We start from the raw sequence: 19,959 nt of genomic DNA on the forward strand, positions 1-19,959 counted from the left end.
CTGCGCGCATGCAGACGGAGCTGAGCAACACGCTGGGAGCCGAGCACGCCGTCTTCGGGTTCACGCCCTTCCCCGCGGTCGCCGCCGCGATCACCCGGGCCGGCGGGTTCGGGGTGCTCGGCGCGGTCCGCTACACCGCGCCGGACGAGCTGGCCCGCGACCTCGACTGGATGCAGGAGCACACCGGCGGTCTGCCCTACGGCCTCGACGTGGTGATGCCCGCCAAGAAGGTCGACGGCGTCAGCGAGGCCGACGTCGAGGCGATGATCCCCGAGGGGCACCGCAGGTTCGTCGAGGAACTCCTCGACAAACACGGGGTGCCGAAGCTGGCCGAGGGCGAGGCGTCCGGCTGGCGGATCACCGGGTGGATGGAGCAGGTCGCCCGCACCCAGCTCGATGTGGCCTTCGACTATCCGATCAGACTGCTCGCCAGCGCCCTCGGCCCGCCGCCGCCCGACGTCATCCAGCGCGCCCATGACCAGGGCGTCCTCGTCGCCGCACTGGCCGGCAGCCCCCGCCACGCCCGGCACCACAAGGCCGCCGGCATCGACATCGTCGTCGCCCAGGGCTACGAGGCCGGCGGCCACACCGGCGAGATCGCCACCATGGTCCTCACCCCGGAAGTCGTGGCGGCCGTCGACCCGCTGCCGGTGCTCGCCGCGGGCGGCATCGGCACCGGCGAGCAGATCGCCGCCGGGCTCGCCCTCGGTGCGCAGGGCGTCTGGCTCGGCTCGATCTGGCTGACCACCGAGGAGGCCGAGCTGCACTCCCGGCGGCTGACCGCGAAGCTGCTCGCCGCAGGGCCGGGCGACACCGTCCGCTCCCGCGCCCTGACCGGCAAACCCGCCCGTCAGCTGCGTACGGAATGGACCGACGCCTGGGACGGCCCCGACGGCCCCGGCCCCCTTCCGATGCCGCTGCAGGGCCTGCTCGTCGCCGAGGCCAACTCGCGCATCCAGCGGCACGAGGTCGCACCGCTGCTGGGCACCCCGGTCGGTCAGATCGTCGGCCGGATGAACAGCGAACGCAGCGTCCAGGCCGTCTTCGACGACCTCACCCGCGGCTTCGAGCGGGCCATCGACCGCATCAACCGCATCGCCGGAAGGGACCGGTCATGACGCAAGCGCCCAACGGCTTCTGGGCCCAGGCCACCGCCGACCCCGACCGCACCGTCCTGATCGCCCCGGACGGCGAGGAGTGGAGCGCGGGCCGGCTGCACACCGCCGTCAACCGGCTCGTGCACGGGCTGCGCGCGGCGGGCCTGGAGCGCGGCGACGCCTTCGCCGTCGTGCTCCCCAACGGCGTCGAGTTCTTCACCGCCTACCTCGCCGCCTCCCAGGCCGGGTTCTACCTCGTCCCCGTCAACCACCACCTGGTCGGCCCCGAGATCGCCTGGATCGTCGCCGACTCCGGCGCCAAGGTGCTCATCGCCCACGAGCGGTACGCGGCCGCGGCGACCGCGGCGGCCGACGAGGCGAAGCTGCCGGCGAGCCACCGCTACGCCGTCGGGGACATCGAGGGCTTTTGCCCGTACCCCCGGCTCCTGCACGGACAGCCCGGGTCGGCGCCCGAGGACCGCACCCTCGGCTGGGTGATGAACTACACCTCCGGCACCACCGGCCGCCCGCGCGGCATCCGGCGCCCGCTTCCCGGCAGGCCCCCCGAGGAGACCTACCTCGGCGGCTTCCTCGGCATCTTCGGGATCAGGCCCTTCGACGGCAACGTCCACCTGGTCTGCTCGCCGCTCTACCACACGGCCGTGCTCCAGTTCGCCGGCGCGTCCCTGCACATCGGGCACCCCGTCGTCCTGATGGACAAGTGGACGCCCGAGGAGATGCTGCGCCTCATCGACGCGCACGACTGCACCCACACGCACATGGTCCCCACCCAGTTCCACCGGCTCCTCGCCCTGCCGGACGAGGTCAAGGACCGCTACGACGTCTCGTCCATGCGGCACGCCATCCACGGCGCCGCGCCCTGCCCCGACCACGTCAAACGGGCGATGATCGACTGGTGGGGCCGGTGCGTCGAGGAGTACTACGCGGCGAGCGAGGGCGGCGGCGCCTTCGCCACCGCCGAGGACTGGCTGAAGAAACCGGGCACGGTCGGCAAGGCCTGGCCGATCAGCGAACTGGCCGTCTTCAACGACGACGGCGACCGGCTGCCGCCCGGCGAACTGGGCACCGTCTACATGAAGATGAGCACCGGCGGGTTCTCGTACCACAAGGACGCGGCGAAGACCGCGAAGAACCGCATCGGCGACTTCTTCACCGTCGGCGACCTCGGCATCCTCGACGAGGACGGCTACCTCTTCCTGCGCGACCGCAAGATCGACATGATCATCTCGGGCGGTGTCAACATCTACCCCGCCGAGATCGAGGCGGCGCTGCTGACCCACCCCGCCGTCGCGGACGCCGCCGCGTTCGGCATCCCGCACGCCGACTGGGGCGAGGAGGTCAAGGCCGTCGTCGAACCGGCCGAGGGGCAGCAGCCCGGACCGGCCCTCGCGGCCGCGATCCTCGCCCACTGCGAGCAGCGGCTCGCGGGCTACAAACGGCCCAGGACGGTCGACTTCATCACCGCCATGCCCCGCGACCCCAACGGCAAGCTCTACAAACGGCGGTTGCGCGACCCGTACTGGGAGGGGCGCGAGCGCGCGGTGTAGCGCACCGCCGCGGCCGGGTGCCTTGACCGCGGGTGGGGCGCGGCCGAGGATCGCGCCATGACGCGAGCGCGGAGCAACACGGTCGACGGAGTCCTGCGGCGCAGTGCGCGCCGGGTGCCGGGGCGCACGGCGGTGCGGTACGGGGAGCGGGCCTGGACCTACCGCGAGCTGGACGACGCGGTGACCGCCGCGGCCCGGGTGCTGCTGGCGGACGGCCTCGGGCCCGGCGACCGGGTCGCGTCCTACGGGCACAACTCCGACGCGTATCTGATCGGCTTTCTGGCCTGCGCCCGCGCCGGACTGGTGCACGTACCGGTCAACCACGGCCTCACCGGCGAGGATCTGCGCTACCTCCTGGACCAGTCGGGCAGCGCCCTGGTGCTCACCGACGCCGCACTCGCCCACCGGCTGCCGGACTCCCTGCCCGCCATGCCGCTGTACGGCGCGCCCGGCGGGCTGCTGGAACGGGTCGCCGCACAGCCCGCGCCCACCGGCGCCGGGCCGCTGCCCGAAGTCCCCGACGACGAGCTGGTACAGCTGCTGTACACCTCGGGGACGACCGCCCTGCCCAAGGGCGCGATGATGACGCACCGGGCGCTGGTGCACGAGTACACCAGCGCCATCGTCGCCCTCGACCTCGCGGAGACCGACCGCCCGCTGCACTCGCTGCCCCTCTACCACTCCGCGCAGATGCATGTGTTCCTGCTGCCCTATCTGGCGGTGGGCGCGGAGAACACCATCCTGGACGGGCCCGACCCGGAGCAGGTCTTCGACCTGGTGGAAGCGGGCCTGGCCGACAGCCTCTTCGCGCCGCCGACGGTGTGGATCGCGCTGTCGAACCACCCCGGCTTCACCACCCGGGAGCTGGGCGGGCTGCGCAAGGCCTACTACGGCGCCTCGATCATGCCGGTGCCGGTACTGGAGCGGCTCCGCGCCCGGCTGCCCCGCCTCGCCTTCTACAACTGCTTCGGGCAGAGCGAGATCGGGCCGCTGGCCACCGTGCTCGGACCGGACGAGCACGAGGGCCGGATGGACTCCTGCGGGCGGCCGGTGCTGTTCGTCGAGGCGCGGGTGGTGGACGAGGCGGGCCGGGAGGTACCCGACGGCACCCGCGGCGAGGTCGTCTACCGCTCCCCGCAGCTGTGCACCGGCTACTGGGACAAGCCCGAGGAGACCGCCGAGGCGTTCCGGGACGGCTGGTTCCACTCCGGTGACCTCGCGGTCCGGGACGCGGAGGGCTACTTCACCGTGGTCGACCGGGTCAAGGACGTCATCAACTCCGGCGGCGTCCTGGTCGCCTCGCGCCAGGTGGAGGACGTGCTCTACGAGCATCCGCAGGTGGCGGAGGTCGCCGTCATCGGACTGCCGGACGAGCACTGGATCGAGGCGGTGACGGCCGTGGTGGTACGGCGTACGGACGGCGCGGGCAGCGGGGGCGGCGGGGACTTGGTGGGGGAGCGGGAGCTGATCGAGGCGGCGCGGGCCCGCCTCGCGCCGTTCAAGGCGCCCAAACGGGTGGTGTTCGTGGACGCGCTGCCGCGCAACGCCAGCGGGAAGGTCCTCAAGCGGGAGCTGCGCGAGCGCTTCGCCGCGCCCTGAGCCGCGCGCGGAGGGCGACTGTCAGTGCCCCCTGCCATGCTGGGAAGCGGCGGGAGAACAGCCCGCAGGCCGCGATCGGCACGACGGAGGAGCACCATGCTGACCACCGACTACGTCCCGGGCACACCGAACTGGCTCGACCTCGGCGCCCCCGATGTCGCCGCTGCCGCCGACTTCTACTCCGGCGTGTTCGGCTGGAGCTTCGAATCGGCGGGGCCCGAGGCCGGCGGGTACGGCTTCTTCCACCTCGACGGCAAGACGGTCGGAGCCGTCGGCCCGCTGACGGAGGAGGGCGCGAGCTCCGCCTGGACGGCGTACTTCCACACCCGCGACGCGGACGCCACGGCCAAGGCCGTGGAGCAGGCGGGCGGCTCGGTGCGGGTCGCGCCGGACGATGTCTTCACGGCGGGCCGGCTGGCGGCCTTCACCGACCCGACGGGCGCCGACTTCGCCGTATGGCAGCCCGGCGACGTCCAGGGCCTGGAGATGGTCATGGAGGCGAACACGCTCTGCTGGACGGAGCTCTACACCACGGACGCGGCCGCGGCGAAGGGGTTCTACCGCTCGGTCTTCTCCTGGAGCTTTCAGGACATGCCGATGGGCGGCGACCTGGTCTACTCGGTCATCTCCTCGCCGGGCGGCGGCAAGGCCGACGACACGGGGCAGGGCGGCCTCATGCAGCTGCCGCAGGAGCATCAGGAGGCCGGTTCGACCTCGGAGTGGCACCCGTACTTCGGCGTCACCGACTGCGACGCGACCTTCGCCGCCGCCATCGACCGTGGCGCCACAGTCCTGATCCCGCCGGCCGACGCACCGGGCGTCGGCCGGCTGGCCATGGTGACGGACCCCGCCGGGGCCCCGTTCGCCCTGATCAAGGGGGACCCGAACATGACCTGAGCGGGAGCCGGGCGACGGCCGCGAAGGCTGCCCCGGGCGTGTGTGCCGGGGACGGAGGCAGAACGCCCTCCCTCAGGCCTTGTCCCGCGGGCGGGTGTCCACGATGCGCTTGATCTTGCCCACCGAGCGTTCCAGGGTCTCCGGATCGACGATCTCCACGCCGACCGAGACCCCGATGCCGTCCTTGACCCCGCGCGCGATCAGCCCGGCTGCCGCCGTGCGCGCCTCGGGGGTGGCATCCGGCCGGGCCTCGGCGCGTACGGTCAGGTGGTCCATCCGGCCCTGCCGGGCCAGCCTCAGCTGGAAGTGCGGGGCGACGCCCGGTGTGCGCAGCACGATCTCCTCGATCTGCGCGGGGAAGAGGTTCACCCCACGCAGAATGATCATGTCGTCGCTGCGCCCGGTGACCTTCTCCATCCGGCGGAACGCGGCGCGCGCGGTGCCCGGCAGCAGCCGGGTCAGATCACGGGTGCGATAGCGGACGACCGGCATCGCCTCCTTGGTGAGGGAGGTGAAGACCAGCTCCCCGTGCTCACCGTCCGGCAGCACCTCGCCGGTGAGCGGGTCGACCACCTCCGGATAGAAGTGGTCCTCCCAGATGTGCAGCCCGTCCTTGGTCTCCACGCACTCCTGGGCGACACCGGGGCCCATGACCTCCGACAGGCCGTAGATGTCCACGGCGTCGATCGCGAACCGCTCTTCGATCTCGCGCCGCATCTCCTGCGTCCAGGGCTCGGCACCGAAGACGCCCACCTTCAGCGAGGTCGTCCGGGGATCGACGCCCTGCCGCTCGAACTCGTCGAGCAGGGTGAGCATGTACGACGGCGTCACCATGATGATCTCGGGACGGAAGTCCTGGATAATCTGCACCTGCCGGCTCGTCATCCCGCCGGACGCCGGGACGACCGTACAGCCGAGCCGCTCCGCGCCGTAGTGCGCGCCCAGACCGCCGGTGAACAGGCCGTATCCATAGGCGATATGGACGGTGTGACCGGGCCGTCCGCCGGCCGCGTACAGGGAACGGGCGACGACGTCCGCCCAGTGGGAGAGGTCGCGCTCGGTGTAGCCGACGACCGTCGGACGGCCGGTGGTGCCGCTGGAGGCGTGGATGCGGCGCACCTTCTCCTTGGGCACGGCGAACATGCCGAAGGGGTAGTGGGCGCGCAGATCGTCCTTGACGGTGAACGGGAAGCGGGCGAGATCGCCGAGCGCGTGACAGTCCTTCGGATGCACCCCGGCCCGGTCGAAGGACTCGCGGTAGAACGGCACATGGTCGTAGGCGTGCTGCAACGAGGCGCGCAGCCGGGTCAGCTGAAGCTCCCGCAACGCGTCCCCGGAGAGCCGCTCCGCATCGTCGAAGACCTCGCCGCCCATGGCCCTGCCCGTGCCTGCTTCCGGCATGGAATGTCACCGCCTCGTCTGCCTACCGATCATTCGGTAGCTGAATGCGGTCCAAGTAATCAGCGCGCGGCGAACACGTCAAGGGGCGTGGCGCAGGCGGCTCACGGGTAGCGTCCCGCGCATGAGTGACATCCGGAAGGTGCAGGTCGGTGAGGTCCGGCTGGCGTATCGGGTGTGGGGCGAGGAGGACGCGCCCCCGGCCGTGCTGCTGCACTGCCTGGGGGAGGACGGCGAGGACTGGCGCGGTCTCGTCGGCCGGCTCGCCGGCACCCATCGGGTCTTCGCCCTCGACCAGCGCGGCCACGGACACAGCGACTGGCCGGGGGAGTACGGATTCGAGTGCTGGCGCGATGACGCGATCGGGTTCCTGCAGGCGCTGGGCCTGGAGCGGGTGACCCTGATCGGCCACTCGCTGGGTGCGGTGACCGCGCTGCTGCTGGCCGCGCAACGCCCCGAGCTGGTGGCCCGCCTGGTCCTGGAGGAGGCCGCCCCGCCGCTTCCCGCGCAGCCGCCGCAGGAGCTGCCCGAGCGGCCGGCGGGCCCGTTGCCGTTCGACTGGCGGGCCAAGGTCGCCGTGGTGGCGGAGCGCAACGCCCCCGACCCCCGGTGGTGGGACGCCCTGACCGACATCACCGCGCCCACCCTCGTCATCGCCGGCGGCCCGACCAGCCATGTCCCCCAGGAACACCTCGCCGAGCTGGCCGAACGGATCCCCGGAGCCCGCCTGGTGACGGTCGAGGGAGCCGGCCACCTCGTCCACGAGGAACGCCCCGGCGCATTCCTCGCCGAGGTCACCTCGTTCCTGACGCCCAGCCGGTAGCTGCGGCACCGGCGGCCGGGGCACGCGCCGGGACCCGCCTCGCCCGGGCTCACCGCCGTACGCCCGCCCACAACGCCCTCGCACCGACTCCCCCTCGGCGTCGCCCGCGAACTGCCCCGGGGGCGCCCGAGTTTCAAGAAAGGCCAACCGTGCAGCTGACCGCCTCGATGCGCCGTGCGCTGGTCGCCGGCGCCGCCGCGACCGTCCTGTTCACCGGAGTGGGCGGGGCCGTCGCGGCGCCGTCGGCCCCGTCCGCCCCGGCTGTCCCGCAGGCCGCCGCGCACTCCCCGTACGGACGGCTCCGGCCGCTCGCCGCGCTGTCCGCGGAGCGGCTGGCCACCGGCGATCTGGTGGCCGCGGCGAAGTGGGGCACCGGCGGTCCGATCGACGACCCGGCGCGCGAGCAGCAGGTGCTGGACGCGGTGGCGGCACAGGCCCGCGAGCTGGGCGCGGACCCGGACGCGACGGTGCGGATCTTCCGGGACCAGATCGAGGCCAGCAAGGTCGTACAGCGCGGACTGCACCGGCGGTGGGAGGCGGACCCCTCCCAGGCGCCGGAGGAACGGCCCGACCTGGGCGAGGTCCGCAAGGAGATCAACCGCATCAACGGCGAGCTGGTGCGGGCCGTCGCCGCCTCGCCGGACGCCCGTTCCGCGCCGTACTGCCGCCCGCTGCTGGCCGCGAACGCCGTCCGCCTGCGCCATGAGCGGCAGCTGGACGCGCTTCACACGGCGGCACTGGCCCGCGCACTGCGGTCGGTCTGCGCCACGGACACCGCGCCCGCGGCCACGGCGCCCCGGGCGGGCGGAGCGGCTCACGCCTCCCGTTCGCCGGCCGCCACCGCCTTCGCCCAGCGGTAGTCGGCCTTGCCGCTGGGCGAGCGCCGGATGCGGTCGGTGAAGACCACGGCCCGCGGGATCTTGTAGCCCGCCAGCCGGCTCCGGCAGTGCGCCTGGATGCCCGCCAGGTCCAGCGGGGCCGCCCCCGCGCGCAGCTGGACCACGGCCGCGACGCGGTTGCCCCACCGCTCGTCCGGCACACCCGTCACCAGCGCGTCGTACACCTCCGGATGGGCCTTGAGCGCCTGCTCGACCTCCTCCGGGTAGACCTTCTCGCCGCCGGAGTTGATGCACTGCGAACCCCGGCCGAGGACGGTGACGACGCCCTCCTCGTCGACGGTGGCCATGTCGCCCAGCAGCACCCACCGCTCACCGTGCGCCTCGAAGAAGGTCTCGGCGGTCTTCTCCGGGTCGTTGTAGTAGCCGAGCGGTACGTGTCCGCGCAGCGCGAGACGGCCCGCCTCACCGGCGGCGACCGGCGCGCGGGTCACCGGATCGACCACCGCCGTACGCGAGTTGACGCGCAGCCGGAAGCCCCGCTCGGGGCCCGAGTCGTCGGTGGCGGTGCCGTTGAACCCGGATTCCGAGGAGCCGAAGTTGTTCAGCAGCACGGCGTGCGGGACCAGGGCGCTGAACTGGGCGCGTACGGTCTCGGAGAGGATCGCGCCGGAGCTGCTGACGCTGAACAGCGAGGAGCAGTCGACGCCCTTCAGCGGCCCGCCGAGCGCGTCGACGAGCGGGCGCAGCATCGCATCGCCGACCAGCGAGACACTGGTGACCTTCTCCCGCTCGATGGTCCGCAGCACCTCTTCGGGCGCGTACTTGCGGTGGATGACGACCTTCTGGCCGAAGTGGAAGGCGATGAAGGCGGTGAGGGTGGAGGTGCCGTGCATCAGCGGGGGTGCGGGGAAGAAGACGATTCCGTCACCGCCTGCCGCGACCCGCTCGGCCAGCTCCTGCGGCCGCTTCACCGGCTCACCGGTCGGCGCCCCGCCGCCCATGCCGGAGAAGAAGATGTCCTCGTGGCGCCACATCACGCCCTTGGGCATGCCGGTGGTGCCGCCGGTGTAGATGACGATCTGGTCGTCGGCGGAGCGCGGCCCGAAGCCGCGGGCGGGTGAGCCGGACGCTTCCGCGTCCGCGAGCGCGACCGGCGCGAGGTGCGGCTCGGGGACGCCGGCGGGCGGGGTCCCGACCCGTACGAGGTGCCGCAGCGCGGGGGCCTGCGGAAGGGCGGCGGCGACCCGGCCGGTGAACTCCGCGTCGAAGACCAGCGCCACCAGGTCGGCGTCCCGGTAGAGGTAGACCAACTCCTCTTCCACATAGCGGTAGTTGACGTTCACCGGGACGGCGCGGATCTTCAGACAGGCGTAGACGGCCTGGAGGTAGGCGACGCCGTTGTAGAGGTGGAGTCCGACGTGCTGGCCGGGGCGGACGCCGTGGTCGCCGAGGTGGTGGGCCAGGCGGTTGGCGGCGCGGTCCAGCTCCGCGTAGGTCAGCCGCCGTTCGGCACCGGTCCCCGGGTGGTCGACGTACACCAGCGCCTCGCGGTCGGGAACCGTGTCGACGATCGACTCGAAGAGGTCGGCAAGGTTGTACTCCATGTCTCCTCCAGACCGGGCGGCCTCGGCTCGACCCGGTCGGCGGACCGGACCCAGGCGGTCATTAGAGCGCCGCCGGGAGGAGCTGGGAAGGGCCCCGGCCAAGAAATCTGACTACCTGTCAGAAAACTCTTGAACTCGCCCTGCGGCTACTGCAACCTGTTCTACGTCTTGAGACGGGAGGACGGCATGGGCGGTACGGAACATCTGACCGTGGAGCGCGTCGGCGCGACCCTGGTGCTCACCCTCAACCGGCCGGAGGCGAAGAACGCGCTCTCGCTGCCGATGCTGGTGGGCCTGTACGACGGCTGGCTCGCCGCCGACGAGGACGACGAGATCCGCTCCATCGTCCTCACCGGCGCCGGCGGCACCTTCTGCGCCGGGATGGACCTCAAGGCCCTCGCCGGCGGCGGGATGGCCGGCGAGCAGTACCGCGACCGGCTGCGCGCCGACCCCGACCTGCACTGGAAGGCGATGCTGCGCCACCACCGCCCCCGCAAACCCGTGATCGCCGCCGTCGAGGGCCACTGCGTCGCCGGCGGTACGGAGATCCTCCAGGGCACCGACATCCGCGTCGCGGGCAAAAGCGCCACCTTCGGGCTCTTCGAGGTCGCCCGCGGACTCTTCCCCATCGGCGGCTCCACCGTCCGCCTCGCACGCCAGATCCCCCGCACCCACGCCCTGGAAATGCTGCTCACCGGCCGCCCCTACCCGGCGGACGAGGCGGCCCGGATCGGCCTGATCGGCCATGTGGTACCCGACGGCACCGCGCGGGAGAAGGCGCTGGAGATCGCCGAGCGGATCAACGCCTGCGGCCCGCTCGCCGTCGAAGCCGTCAAGGCGTCCGTCTACGAGACCGCCGGACTGACCGAGGCCGACGGGCTGCAGGCCGAACTGGCCCGCGGCTGGCCCGTCTTCGACACCGCCGACGCCAAAGAGGGCGCTCGCGCCTTCGCCGAGAAACGCCCGCCCGTCTACCGGCGCGCCTGAGCCCCACAGCCCGAGGAGCCAGAGGAACCCCAGGAACCCCAGGAGCCCAAGGAGTCCGCATGTCAGAGGTCCTCACGGCGCCGCTCGTCGTGGAATTCCCCTTCACCCGCTCGCTCGGCCCCGTCCAGAGCGCCTTCCTCACCGGGCTGCGCGAGCGCACCGTCCTCGGCGTCCGGGCCGGCGACGGCCGGATCGTCGTACCGCCCACCGAATACGACCCGGTCACCGCCGAGGAGCTCAGCGAACTCGTCGAGGTCGGCGCGACCGGCACCGTCACCACCTGGGCCTGGAACCCCTCCCCGCGCCGCGGCCAGCCGCTGGCCACCCCCTTCGCCTGGGCCCTGGTCCGGCTCGACGGCGCCGACACCGCGCTGCTGCACGCACTGGACGCCCCCGGCCCCGACGCCGTACGCACCGGCATGCGGGTCACCATCCGCTGGGCCGCCGAGCGGACCGGCGCCATCACCGACATCGCCTGCTTCGAGCCGTCCGACGAGGCGGCGGACGGCGACCGGCCCGTACCGCACGACGGCGAGTTCGCCGAACCCGTCACCACGATCACCACCCCCGCCCGGCTCGACTACACCTACTCGCCCGGCCGCGCCCAGTCCCGCTACCTCCAGGCGCTCACCGGCCACCGGACCATCGGCGAGCGCTGCCCCTCCTGCCGCAAGGTCTACGTCCCGCCCCGCGGCGCCTGCCCCACCTGCGGCGTCGCCACCGGCGGCCAGGTCGAGGTCGGCCCCCGGGGCACCGTCACCACCTTCTGCATCGTCAACATCAAGGCCAAGAACCTCGACATCGAGGTCCCCTACGTCTACGCGCACATCGCGCTGGACGGCGCCGACCTGCCCCTGCACGCCCGCATCGGAGGGATCCCGTACGACCAGGTCCGCATGGGCCTGCGGGTGGAACCCGTATGGACCGGGGAAGGACGCTTCCCCGACCACTACCGGCCCACCGGCGAACCCGACGCCGACTACGACAGCTACAAGGAGCTGATCTGATGCGCGATCCGATACGCGAGGTCGCCATCGTCGCCTTCGGACAGAGCCGGCACGTCCGCGACAGCGCCGAGACCTCCGAGGTCGAGATGCTGATGCCGGTGCTCCACGACGTCCTGGCCCGCACCGGCCTCAAGGCCGGCGACATCGACTTCACCTGCTCGGGCTCCTCCGACTACCTCGCCGGCCGGGCGTTCTCCTTCACGATGGCCCTGGACGGCGTCGGCGCCTGGCCGCCGATCGCCGAGTCCCATGTCGAGATGGACGGTGCCTGGGCGCTGTACGAGGCCTGGGTGAAGATCCTCACCGGCGAGGCGGAGACCGCACTGGTCTACGCCTACGGCAAGTCCTCGCCCGGCGACGTCCGCGAGGTCCTCACCCGCCAGCTCGACCCGTACTACGTCGCCCCGCTGTGGCCCGACTCCGTCGCCCTCGCCGCCCTCCAGGCCCAGGCCCTGATCGACGCGGGACTGACCGACGAACGGGAGCTGGCCCGGATCGCGGCCCGCCGCCGCACCGCCGCCGCGGCCCATCCGTCCGCCCAGCTGCGCGGCACCGTGCCCATCGGCGAACCGCTGGTCGGTCCGCTGCGCACCGGCGACTGCCCGCCCATCGGCGACGGCGCGGCCGCCGTCGTGCTCGCCGCCGGAGACACCGCCCGCCGGCTGACCGACCGCCCCGCCTGGATCCGCGGGCTCGACCACCGCATCGAGGCCCACAGCCTGGGCGTCCGCGACCTCACCGACTCACCCTCCGCCCGGCTCGCCGCCGAACGGGCCGGACTCTTCGAACGGCCCGTGGACACCGCCGAGTTGCACGCCCCGTTCACCTCCCAGGAGGTCGTCCTGCGCACTGCGCTGCGGCTCGGCGAGGGCGTCGACGTCAATCCGTCCGGCGGAGCGCTCGCCGCCAACCCCGTCATGGCCGCCGGCCTGATCCGGCTCGGCGAGGCGGCAGCCCGCATCCAGCGCGGTGAGTCCGGCCGCGCCCTCGCCCACGCCACGTCCGGGCCGTGCCTGCAGCAGAACCTGGTCGCCGTCCTGGAGGGGGAACGATGAGCAACGCCGCGACATCGAAGGAGCCGGTGGCCGTCGTCGGCATCGGCCAGACCAAACACGTCGCCGCCCGCCGGGACGTCTCCATCGCCGGACTCGTCCGCGAGGCCGCCCGACGCGCCCTGGACGACGCCCAGTTGACCTGGCCGGACATCGACGCCGTGGTGATCGGCAAGGCCCCCGACTTCTTCGAGGGCGTCATGATGCCCGAGCTCTACCTCGCCGACGCCCTGGGCGCCGTCGGCAAGCCGATGCTGCGGGTGCACACGGCCGGCTCGGTCGGCGGCTCCACCGCTCTGGTCGCCGCCAACCTCGTCGCCGCCCGGGTCCACCGCACCGTCCTCACTCTCGCCTTCGAGAAACAGTCCGAGTCCAACGCCATGTGGGGCCTGTCCCTCCCGGTCCCCTTCCAGCAGCCCCTGCTGGCCGGCGCCGGCGGCTTCTTCGCCCCGCACGTCCGCGCCTATATGCGCCGCACCGGCGCCCCCGCCGCCGTCGGCTCCCTCGTCGCCTACAAGGACCGCCGCAACGCCCTGAAGAACCCCTACGCGCACCTCCACGAGAAGGACATCACCCTGGAGAAGGTGCAGGCCTCGCCCATGCTCTGGGACCCGATCCGCTACTCGGAGACCTGCCCGTCCTCCGACGGCGCCTGCGCGATGATCCTCACCGACCGCACCGGCGCCGCACGCGCGCCGCACCCGCCGGCCTGGGTGCACGGCGGGGCGATGCGCAGCGAGCCCACCCTCTTCGCCGGAAAGGACTTCGTCTCGCCGCAGGCCGGCAAGGACTGCGCCGCCGACGTCTACCGGCAGGCCGGCATCACCGACCCGCGCCGCGAGATCGACACGGTCGAGATGTACGTCCCGTTCTCCTGGTACGAGCCGATGTGGCTGGAGAACCTGGGCTTCGCCGAGGAGGGCGAGGGCTGGAAGCTCACCGAGTCCGGCGTCACCGAACTCGACGGCGACCTGCCGGTCAACCCCTCCGGCGGAGTGCTCTCCACCAACCCCATCGGCGCCTCCGGCATGATCCGCTTCGCCGAGGCCGCCCTCCAGGTACGCGGCCGGGCCGGCGAGCACCAAGTCGACGGCGCCCGCCGGGCATTGGGACACGCCTACGGCGGCGGCTCCCAGTTCTTCGCGATGTGGCTGGTCGGCGCCGACCGCCCGGCAGCCTGAGGGGGCGGGCGGGCGTCGGCCGGCGCGGGTGTCGGGCTGTGCGGAATACCCTCCACCCCCACCACGTTGTGGCCCCGCAGGGGGGCCTCGCGTCCCCTACGGGAACTGTTCGACCACCCCCTAGACCCCCGCATCCCACCCCCTGTCCCCCCGCATCCCACCCCCTGTCCCCCCGCCTCCCACCCCCCGGCCACGTCCTCTGTCCGTTCCCGCGCACAGTGGTTAGGCTGCGCGCGGAGGACGAACCGGGAGGAGCGAGGAACGTGGCCAACAGCATCATCGAGCAGCGGCTCGTGGGCGGTCCCCGGCCCGATCTCGACCTGTCGCAGGCCGAGTGGCAGTCGAGCACCCAGGGCGTGGGCGATGTCCAGATCGCCTTCGTCGAGGGCTATATCGCCCTGCGCAACCGCCGCAGTCCGGAGATCCCGGCGGTGATCTTCTCCCCGGCCGAGTGGCGCGCCTTCGTCCTGGACGCCCGGGACGGCGAATTCGACCTCACATAGGAGCCGGTCGCCCGTCCGGTGCTCCTGACGGCGGTCCGGTCAGGTGAGCACCACGCACCCTCGCGCGCGCAGCGCCCGGACCGGCTCCGCCCCGTCGCAGACGGCGTTCCAGCGCAGATCCAGCTTCTCCAGCGAGGGCAGCCCCGCGATCCAGGGCGGCAGCCGGTCGATCCGGTTGCCGCGCAGATCGATCCGGCGCAGCAGCGGCAGCGCGCGCAGCGGCTCGGGGAACCGGTCCAGGGCGTTGTCCCGCAGCTCCAGGAGCCGCAGCTCGCGCAGCGCCCCGACGCTCTCGGGCAGCTCCGTGAGCGCATTGCCGCCCAGCCACAGCTCCCGAAGCCGCCCGAGCCGCCCCAGCGACCCGGGCACTTCGGTCAACTCGGCCCGCTGCGCCCGCAGTTCGACCAGGCCCGCCATCTCACCGACCGCCTCCGGCAGCCTGCCGAGCGGATTGTCGCCGACGTTGAGGTAGCCGAGCCCGCGCAGCCCGCCCAGGGAGTCCGGCAGCGCGCCGATCCGGTTGTCGTGCAGATAGAGGAAGCGGGTCAGCCCGGTCAGCCCGCCGATCTCGTCGGGCACCGCCGTCAGCGCGTTGTGGCCGAGATCCAGCGTGTGCAGCGCCTTGAGCCGGCCGAGCTCCGGCGGAACCCCGGTCAGGGCGTTGTCGGCGAGGATCAGCACCTCCCAGTCGGTACGCCGCCAGACCTCCGGCGGCACCGAACTCAGTCCGGCCTTCCAGAGGTTGAGGGTGCGAGGTCCGGCAAGCATGGAGGCGGTGTCCTTTCCGGGGGCGTCCGGGGCGTTCGGGGCGTTCGGGGCGCGCGTGGGTGCCGCGCTGCGCCCCGTTGCCGAGCGTAGGGTGGGCGGCATGACGGGTGAACGTGATCTTGAGGTTCTGCTGAGCGGGATGCGTCCCGAGCTGAACGAGGGCCGCTATGTCTTCACCAGCGTCCCCGGCGCGGTCCCCGAGGGGCTGACGCCGGTGGTCACCGTCGCCGAGCCCGAAGGGCTCACCCTCGTCGTCCGCCAGGAGGAGGCCGATCGCGCCGGCCTGGCGTACGACTACGTCGCCGGCTGGATCACCCTGCGGGTGCACTCCGCGCTGGACGCCGTCGGTCTGACCGCGGCCGTCGCCACCGCACTCGCGCGGGCCGGGCTCAGCTGCAATGTCGTCGCCGGCTTCCACCATGATCACCTCTTTGTGCCGTACGACGCGGCCGCCGAGGCGCTGCGCCACCTCCGCGAGCTGGCCGAGCGGGCCTGACCGGCGACGGAAGCGGAGCGACGGCCACCGCGCGCTGACCCCGATGTCCGCGCGGGTATGCCCGGCCGGGCCACGTACGATGGCGGCATGTCCTTCCTCCGTCGCCGCAGCGCAGCCACGCCAGCCGGTCCAGACTTCGACGTACTCGCCATGGACCCCGGGGACTGGCCGGGCAACCTCGGGGCCGGGCTGCTGCCCGCACCCGACGGGAGCTGCCAGGGCGTCTTCCTCCGCTACGACCTGTTCGGCGGCCGCGGCCCCGCGATGATCATCGGCAATCTGCCGGAGGGCTCCCCGGCCCGCGAGCTGGAAGACGACCAGGTGCCCTTCGAGGTGGCACAGCTGCTCTCGGCGCTCGGCAACGACGAGCCGGTGACGGTCGTCGAGAGCGAGGACACCCCGGTGATGCACGACGACAACCTGCTGATCGTCAAGCGCATCAAGTGCTCCGAGAGCCGGATCTCCTGCGCCCAGTTCGACCGCAGCGACGGCGTGCTGGTCACCATCGCCAGCTGGGACCGGCCGATCACCGACGACCTCTACGCACTGCTCAAGCCGCTGCCGGCGGAGCTCTTCCAGCAGGGCTGACCCCGCGCGGCACCGGGAGCGGACATGGCTGGCGCCCGGTGGACGGCCCGACCTCGGCCGTCCACCGGGCGCGACGCTCTCACCGGCCGGTCCGCGAAACCGGGGGCGCGCCCGGTCTACGAGCCCGAGCGCCGCAGGTCGACATCGGCCGCCCGCACATAGCCGACCCGGTGGCCGAGCTGGATCTCGTAGTAGACGTCCTTGCCGCGCACGATCGCGTGCTTGCTCACGTCGAAGGTCGGGGCGTAGAAGTACTCGCCCGTCATCCGGTCACCGACGGCGTACTTCTGGCCCGCGGCGATCTTGTACGGCAGCGGGGTGACGGCCTGGTACGGCACCCCCGCCGGGTACGCCTCCTTCTCCGGGTACGCACGGCCGTAGACCGGGATCTCCGGCCGGCCGGCCTTCGGTGTGGCGATCAGCCCCTGGGTGTGCACCGCCGTCGGCTGGTCGTACGGGTTGCGGAACCACGCGAGCTGCCCGAGGTACCAGATCCCCGTCCAGTCGCCGACCCGGCCCGCCACCGCGTACCGCTGGCCCGTCGTGGCGCGGGCGCCGGTGTCGTTCACACCGTCCGTCGAATCGCTGCCGTCCGGGTGCAGCCCCACGTCCTTGACCAGCGGAGCCAGCTCGCTCGGCGCGCTGTGCAGCCGGACCGCGGTGGAGCCGTGCGGGGCGCAGAGGTCACCGGGCTTTGCGCAGCCGGTGTAGCGCGGCTTGTTCTTGTCGTAGTCGGGGCGGATGGTGACGAGGCCGCCGTCGGGTCCCGCGTCGGGGTGGAACGGCGCGCCCAGCAGGGTGAAGTAGTGCGCCCAGTCCCAGTACGGGCCGGGGTCGGTGTGCATGCCGGGGATCGTGGACGGGGTCGTGCCGGGCACGTTGTCATGGCCCAGGATGTGCTGCCGGTCGAGCGGTACGTCGTACTTGCGGCTCAGATACCGCACCAGGCGGGCCGAGGAGCGGTACATCGCCTCCGTGTACCAGGCGTCCGGCGTGGCGAGGAACCCCTCGTGCTCGATGCCGACGGAGTGCGAGTTGATGTACCAGTTGCCCGCGTGCCAGGCGACGTCCTTGGTCGGCACGTGCTGGGCGATCAGGCCGTCCGAGGAGCGGATCGTGTAGTGCCAGGACACATACTTCGGGTCCTTGATCAGCTTCAGGGTGACGTCCCACGACCCCTCGGTGTCATGGATGACGATGGCGTTGACCTTCTGGTCCACGGGGCGGTTCGCCTTGTCGTGGTTGCCGTAGTCCTTGTCGCCGAACTCCTCGTACGGCGCCGGGACCGACTCGCAGGCGACGGTCCACGGGCACTCCAGTCCGCGCTCGGAGCCCGGTGCGGAGGCCTTGGTGGCCGGCTTGCCGAGACGTTTCTGCTGCGCGGCGTCGGGGGTCAGGCCCGGCGTGGCGGCCAGCGTGACCCGCTGTCCCGCGTCGGTCGTACGCGCCTGGCCCCGGCGCATCACCTCGTACACGTCGTCCGCGAAGGCCCGGCCGCTGCGCGCGTTGTCCTGCCCGCCGTAGGCCGCCACCGCCGCGTACCACCGGGACGGATCGCCGTCCGCCGGCAGCCCCAGCCGGCGCTGCTCCGCGGCGAGCAGCGCCGCACCGCCCAGCACATTCGCCGCGGGGTCGGTACGCAGCTTCTCGGCGCTCAGACCGGTCAGCCTCGCCGCGGTCGCCAAGGTCCGCAGACGGGCCGGGAGTTCGGCCGGCAGCGCGGCCCGCTGCGCCGTGCTCCGCGGCACCCGCTTACGGGCGCGCGAGCCGTCACCCCGCGCGTCCTCGTCGCCCTCGCTGAACTCCGGCACCCGTGACAGGGCCGTCCGGGCGTCGGTCAGATGCATCGGGCCGTACCCGCCGGAGACGCTGGGCGCGCCGCCATGGCCGTCCCAGCGGGACTCCAGATACGAGACGCCGAGCAGCACACTGCGCGGCACATGGAAGCGGGCCGCGGCGTCGCTGAAGGCCCGCTGCAGCCGGTCGGGCCGGGGCTGTCCGGCGCTCGCGGACGGTGCCCCCGAGAGCGGCAGCAGCAGGACGGCCGCCGCGACGGCGGTGGTGGATCTGCGCAGGGTCGGACGGTGCTTTCTCTGTGTGTCTTCCGGGGCGGATCCTCGCAAAACAGCCTCCTCGAGCCGGCCCGAGCCGGGCGGTGTGACGGTGGGTGCGCAAACGGCCGTGCGGGGTGGGACCCGAGAGTAGATCCCCCGTCGGGCCCATCGCTATACGTCTGCCGACGGTCCGTCAATCACCGTTCCAGGTCGGGATTTCGCATGTCAGGGCAACTCCAGAGGAGCCTTCCCGGAGCGCCGCCCGGCCTGCGAGGCGTCAGTGGAATGGACCAACGAACGCGCACATGGGTGAGCGGCGCGGCCCGTACTTACCGGGCGCGCCGCTCACAGTCCCCCTCGGCGGTCAGCGGGTGCCGACCGCCGCCCGTACCGCACGGCGCGCCATCTGGCAGTCGTCGTGCAGCCGGCGCAGGAGCAGCCGCTGCTCCTCGCCCGCCGCGGGAACGCCGGGTTGTCCCGGGCCCGTCGTCCCCGTCGGCGTGGGTTCGCGCATCGTTCGTTGCACGGCGGTCTCATAGCGCCGGATCTCGCGGGTGAGGATCAGCATCAGATTCACCAGGAAGGCGTCCCGCGAGGCCGGGCCCGCGTTCTGGGCGAGCTGGCTGATCTGACGGCGGGCCACCGGGGCGTCGCCGAGGACCGACCACAGCGTCGCCAGGTCGTAGCCCGGCAGGTACCAGCCCGCGTTGTCCCAGTCCAGGAGTACCGGGCCGGCGGGGGAGAGCAGCACATTGTTCAGCAGCGCGTCGCCGTGGCAGAACTGGCCCTGGACGTGCGACAGGCCGTGCATCAGCTTCTGCAGATCGCCCAGGTCACGGTCGGTGAGCAGCCCCAGGTCGTGGTAGCGGCCGATGCGGCCGGCGTAGTCCAGCGGGGCGTCGAACAGCCCGGCCGGCGGACGCCAGAGGTTGATCCGGCAGATCGCGCCGAGCGCGGCCCGTACGTCCGCGCGGGGAGGCGCCTCGGACGGGTGCCGTGTCATGGCGGCGACCCGGCCGGGCATCCGCTCCACGATCAGCGTGCAGTTGTCGGGGTCGGCCGCCACCAGCCGCGGCACCCGTACCGGCGGACGATGCCGGACGAATGCGCGGTATGCGCTTATTTCCTGCCGGAACCTTTCGGCCCATGCGGGGGAGTGGTCCAGTAAACACTTGGCGACCGCGGTCATACGGCCTGTCGTGCCGACGAGGAGGACGGATTTGCCGCTCCGGCGCAGCACCTGGACCGGATTGAACTCCGGGCAGATGCGATGCACCGAGGCAACCGCGGCGCGCAGCTGGGCGCCCTGGGGCCCGGACAAGTCAAGTCTCCCGCTGAGCGGTTGGGTGCCCGTCCCCTGTGCCCGCCGGGTCCGGCCGCCGGCGAGACCGGGGACCGCTCCCGCGGAAGGGGAGGGGGCGAGATACGGCCCGCCCCCCGTGGGATGCGGGCGGTACGGCCGGGCGGGGGCGGTCACGGCGGACGATGCTGCATACAT

Annotated in this window: 18 protein-coding genes; 13 read left to right on the forward strand and 5 right to left on the reverse strand. The window is 72.6% G+C overall.

The window, feature by feature from the left end:
- Window positions 1-8 precede the first annotated feature (8 nt).
- From ACWD6P_RS05095 to ACWD6P_RS05110, 4 genes are all read left to right on the forward strand, one after another.
- Window positions 9-1,118, forward strand: a complete 1,110-nt coding sequence (locus tag ACWD6P_RS05095) for an NAD(P)H-dependent flavin oxidoreductase (protein ID WP_451442636.1) — start codon at window positions 9-11, stop codon at window positions 1,116-1,118.
- The gene (locus ACWD6P_RS05100) at window positions 1,115-2,665 is read left to right on the forward strand and encodes an acyl-CoA synthetase (protein WP_451442637.1); all 1,551 of its coding nucleotides are present in this window, start codon (window positions 1,115-1,117) and stop codon (window positions 2,663-2,665) included. Before ACWD6P_RS05095 ends, ACWD6P_RS05100 begins: the two co-directional genes overlap by 4 nt.
- Window positions 2,666-2,722: 57 nt before the next feature.
- Window positions 2,723-4,264, forward strand: a complete 1,542-nt coding sequence (locus tag ACWD6P_RS05105; protein WP_451442638.1) for an acyl-CoA synthetase — start codon at window positions 2,723-2,725, stop codon at window positions 4,262-4,264.
- 96 nt (window positions 4,265-4,360) lie between these two features.
- Window positions 4,361-5,161, forward strand: a complete 801-nt coding sequence (locus ACWD6P_RS05110; RefSeq protein WP_451442639.1) for a VOC family protein — start codon at window positions 4,361-4,363, stop codon at window positions 5,159-5,161.
- A 72-nt stretch (window positions 5,162-5,233) separates the two neighbouring features.
- Here ACWD6P_RS05110 and paaK read toward each other — a convergent pair whose 3' ends face one another.
- Window positions 5,234-6,562 carry a phenylacetate--CoA ligase PaaK gene (gene paaK / locus ACWD6P_RS05115; RefSeq protein WP_451442640.1) on the reverse strand — a complete coding sequence of 443 codons (1,329 nt, stop codon included), beginning with the start codon at window positions 6,560-6,562 and terminating at the stop codon, window positions 5,234-5,236.
- A gap of 121 nt (window positions 6,563-6,683) precedes the next feature.
- Here paaK and ACWD6P_RS05120 point away from each other — a divergent pair, with 121 nt between their 5' ends.
- Together ACWD6P_RS05120 and ACWD6P_RS05125 are read left to right on the forward strand one after the other, a co-directional pair.
- On the forward strand, window positions 6,684-7,382 hold the full coding sequence (locus tag ACWD6P_RS05120) for an alpha/beta fold hydrolase (RefSeq protein WP_451442641.1): 699 nt from the start codon (window positions 6,684-6,686) through the stop codon (window positions 7,380-7,382).
- A gap of 149 nt (window positions 7,383-7,531) precedes the next feature.
- On the forward strand, window positions 7,532-8,242 hold the full coding sequence (locus ACWD6P_RS05125) for a chorismate mutase (protein ID WP_451442642.1): 711 nt from the start codon (window positions 7,532-7,534) through the stop codon (window positions 8,240-8,242).
- On the opposite strand, the gene ACWD6P_RS05130 is transcribed toward ACWD6P_RS05125, so the two are convergent.
- Window positions 8,197-9,825, reverse strand: a complete 1,629-nt coding sequence (locus ACWD6P_RS05130) for an acyl-CoA synthetase (RefSeq protein WP_451442643.1) — start codon at window positions 9,823-9,825, stop codon at window positions 8,197-8,199. The two genes, ACWD6P_RS05125 and ACWD6P_RS05130, sit on opposite strands and share 46 nt — an antisense overlap.
- A 186-nt stretch (window positions 9,826-10,011) precedes the next feature.
- Here ACWD6P_RS05130 and ACWD6P_RS05135 point away from each other — a divergent pair, with 186 nt between their 5' ends.
- The 5 genes from ACWD6P_RS05135 to ACWD6P_RS05155 all read left to right on the forward strand — a co-directional run bounded on the left by ACWD6P_RS05135 (window position 10,012) and on the right by ACWD6P_RS05155 (window position 14,555).
- The gene (locus ACWD6P_RS05135; RefSeq protein WP_451442644.1) at window positions 10,012-10,812 is read left to right on the forward strand and encodes a crotonase/enoyl-CoA hydratase family protein; all 801 of its coding nucleotides are present in this window, start codon (window positions 10,012-10,014) and stop codon (window positions 10,810-10,812) included.
- Window positions 10,813-10,871: 59 nt separating this feature from the next.
- Window positions 10,872-11,819, forward strand: coding sequence for a Zn-ribbon domain-containing OB-fold protein (locus ACWD6P_RS05140; protein ID WP_451442645.1), 948 nt, complete (start codon window positions 10,872-10,874; stop codon window positions 11,817-11,819).
- A complete protein-coding gene (locus ACWD6P_RS05145; protein ID WP_451442646.1) occupies window positions 11,819-12,874 on the forward strand; it encodes a thiolase domain-containing protein in 1,056 nt (351 codons plus the stop codon). The genes ACWD6P_RS05140 and ACWD6P_RS05145 overlap by 1 nt, the downstream gene beginning before the upstream one ends.
- Window positions 12,871-14,052, forward strand: a complete 1,182-nt coding sequence (locus ACWD6P_RS05150; protein ID WP_451442647.1) for a thiolase domain-containing protein — start codon at window positions 12,871-12,873, stop codon at window positions 14,050-14,052. Before ACWD6P_RS05145 ends, ACWD6P_RS05150 begins: the two co-directional genes overlap by 4 nt.
- A 263-nt stretch (window positions 14,053-14,315) precedes the next feature.
- Entirely contained in the window at window positions 14,316-14,555 is a 240-nt protein-coding gene (locus tag ACWD6P_RS05155) for a DUF397 domain-containing protein (RefSeq protein WP_451442648.1), read from the forward strand.
- Window positions 14,556-14,594: 39 nt separating this feature from the next.
- Here ACWD6P_RS05155 and ACWD6P_RS05160 read toward each other — a convergent pair whose 3' ends face one another.
- Window positions 14,595-15,323 carry a leucine-rich repeat domain-containing protein gene (locus tag ACWD6P_RS05160; RefSeq protein ID WP_451442649.1) on the reverse strand — a complete coding sequence of 243 codons (729 nt, stop codon included), beginning with the start codon at window positions 15,321-15,323 and terminating at the stop codon, window positions 14,595-14,597.
- Window positions 15,324-15,423: 100 nt separating this feature from the next.
- Here ACWD6P_RS05160 and ACWD6P_RS05165 point away from each other — a divergent pair, with 100 nt between their 5' ends.
- Entirely contained in the window at window positions 15,424-15,819 is a 396-nt protein-coding gene (locus ACWD6P_RS05165; protein ID WP_451442650.1) for an ACT domain-containing protein, read from the forward strand.
- Between the two features lie 87 nt (window positions 15,820-15,906).
- The gene (locus ACWD6P_RS05170) at window positions 15,907-16,407 is read left to right on the forward strand and encodes a hypothetical protein (protein WP_451442651.1); all 501 of its coding nucleotides are present in this window, start codon (window positions 15,907-15,909) and stop codon (window positions 16,405-16,407) included.
- A gap of 116 nt (window positions 16,408-16,523) precedes the next feature.
- On the opposite strand, the gene ACWD6P_RS05175 is transcribed toward ACWD6P_RS05170, so the two are convergent.
- Both ACWD6P_RS05175 and ACWD6P_RS05180 read right to left on the reverse strand, forming a co-directional pair.
- The gene (locus ACWD6P_RS05175) at window positions 16,524-18,530 is read right to left on the reverse strand and encodes an N-acetylmuramoyl-L-alanine amidase (RefSeq protein ID WP_451442652.1); all 2,007 of its coding nucleotides are present in this window, start codon (window positions 18,528-18,530) and stop codon (window positions 16,524-16,526) included.
- 295 nt (window positions 18,531-18,825) lie between these two features.
- Window positions 18,826-19,959, reverse strand: a complete 1,134-nt coding sequence (locus ACWD6P_RS05180; RefSeq protein WP_451442653.1) for an aminoglycoside phosphotransferase family protein — start codon at window positions 19,957-19,959, stop codon at window positions 18,826-18,828.

It is taken from the genome of Streptomyces sp. NPDC002446 (assembly GCF_053595675.1).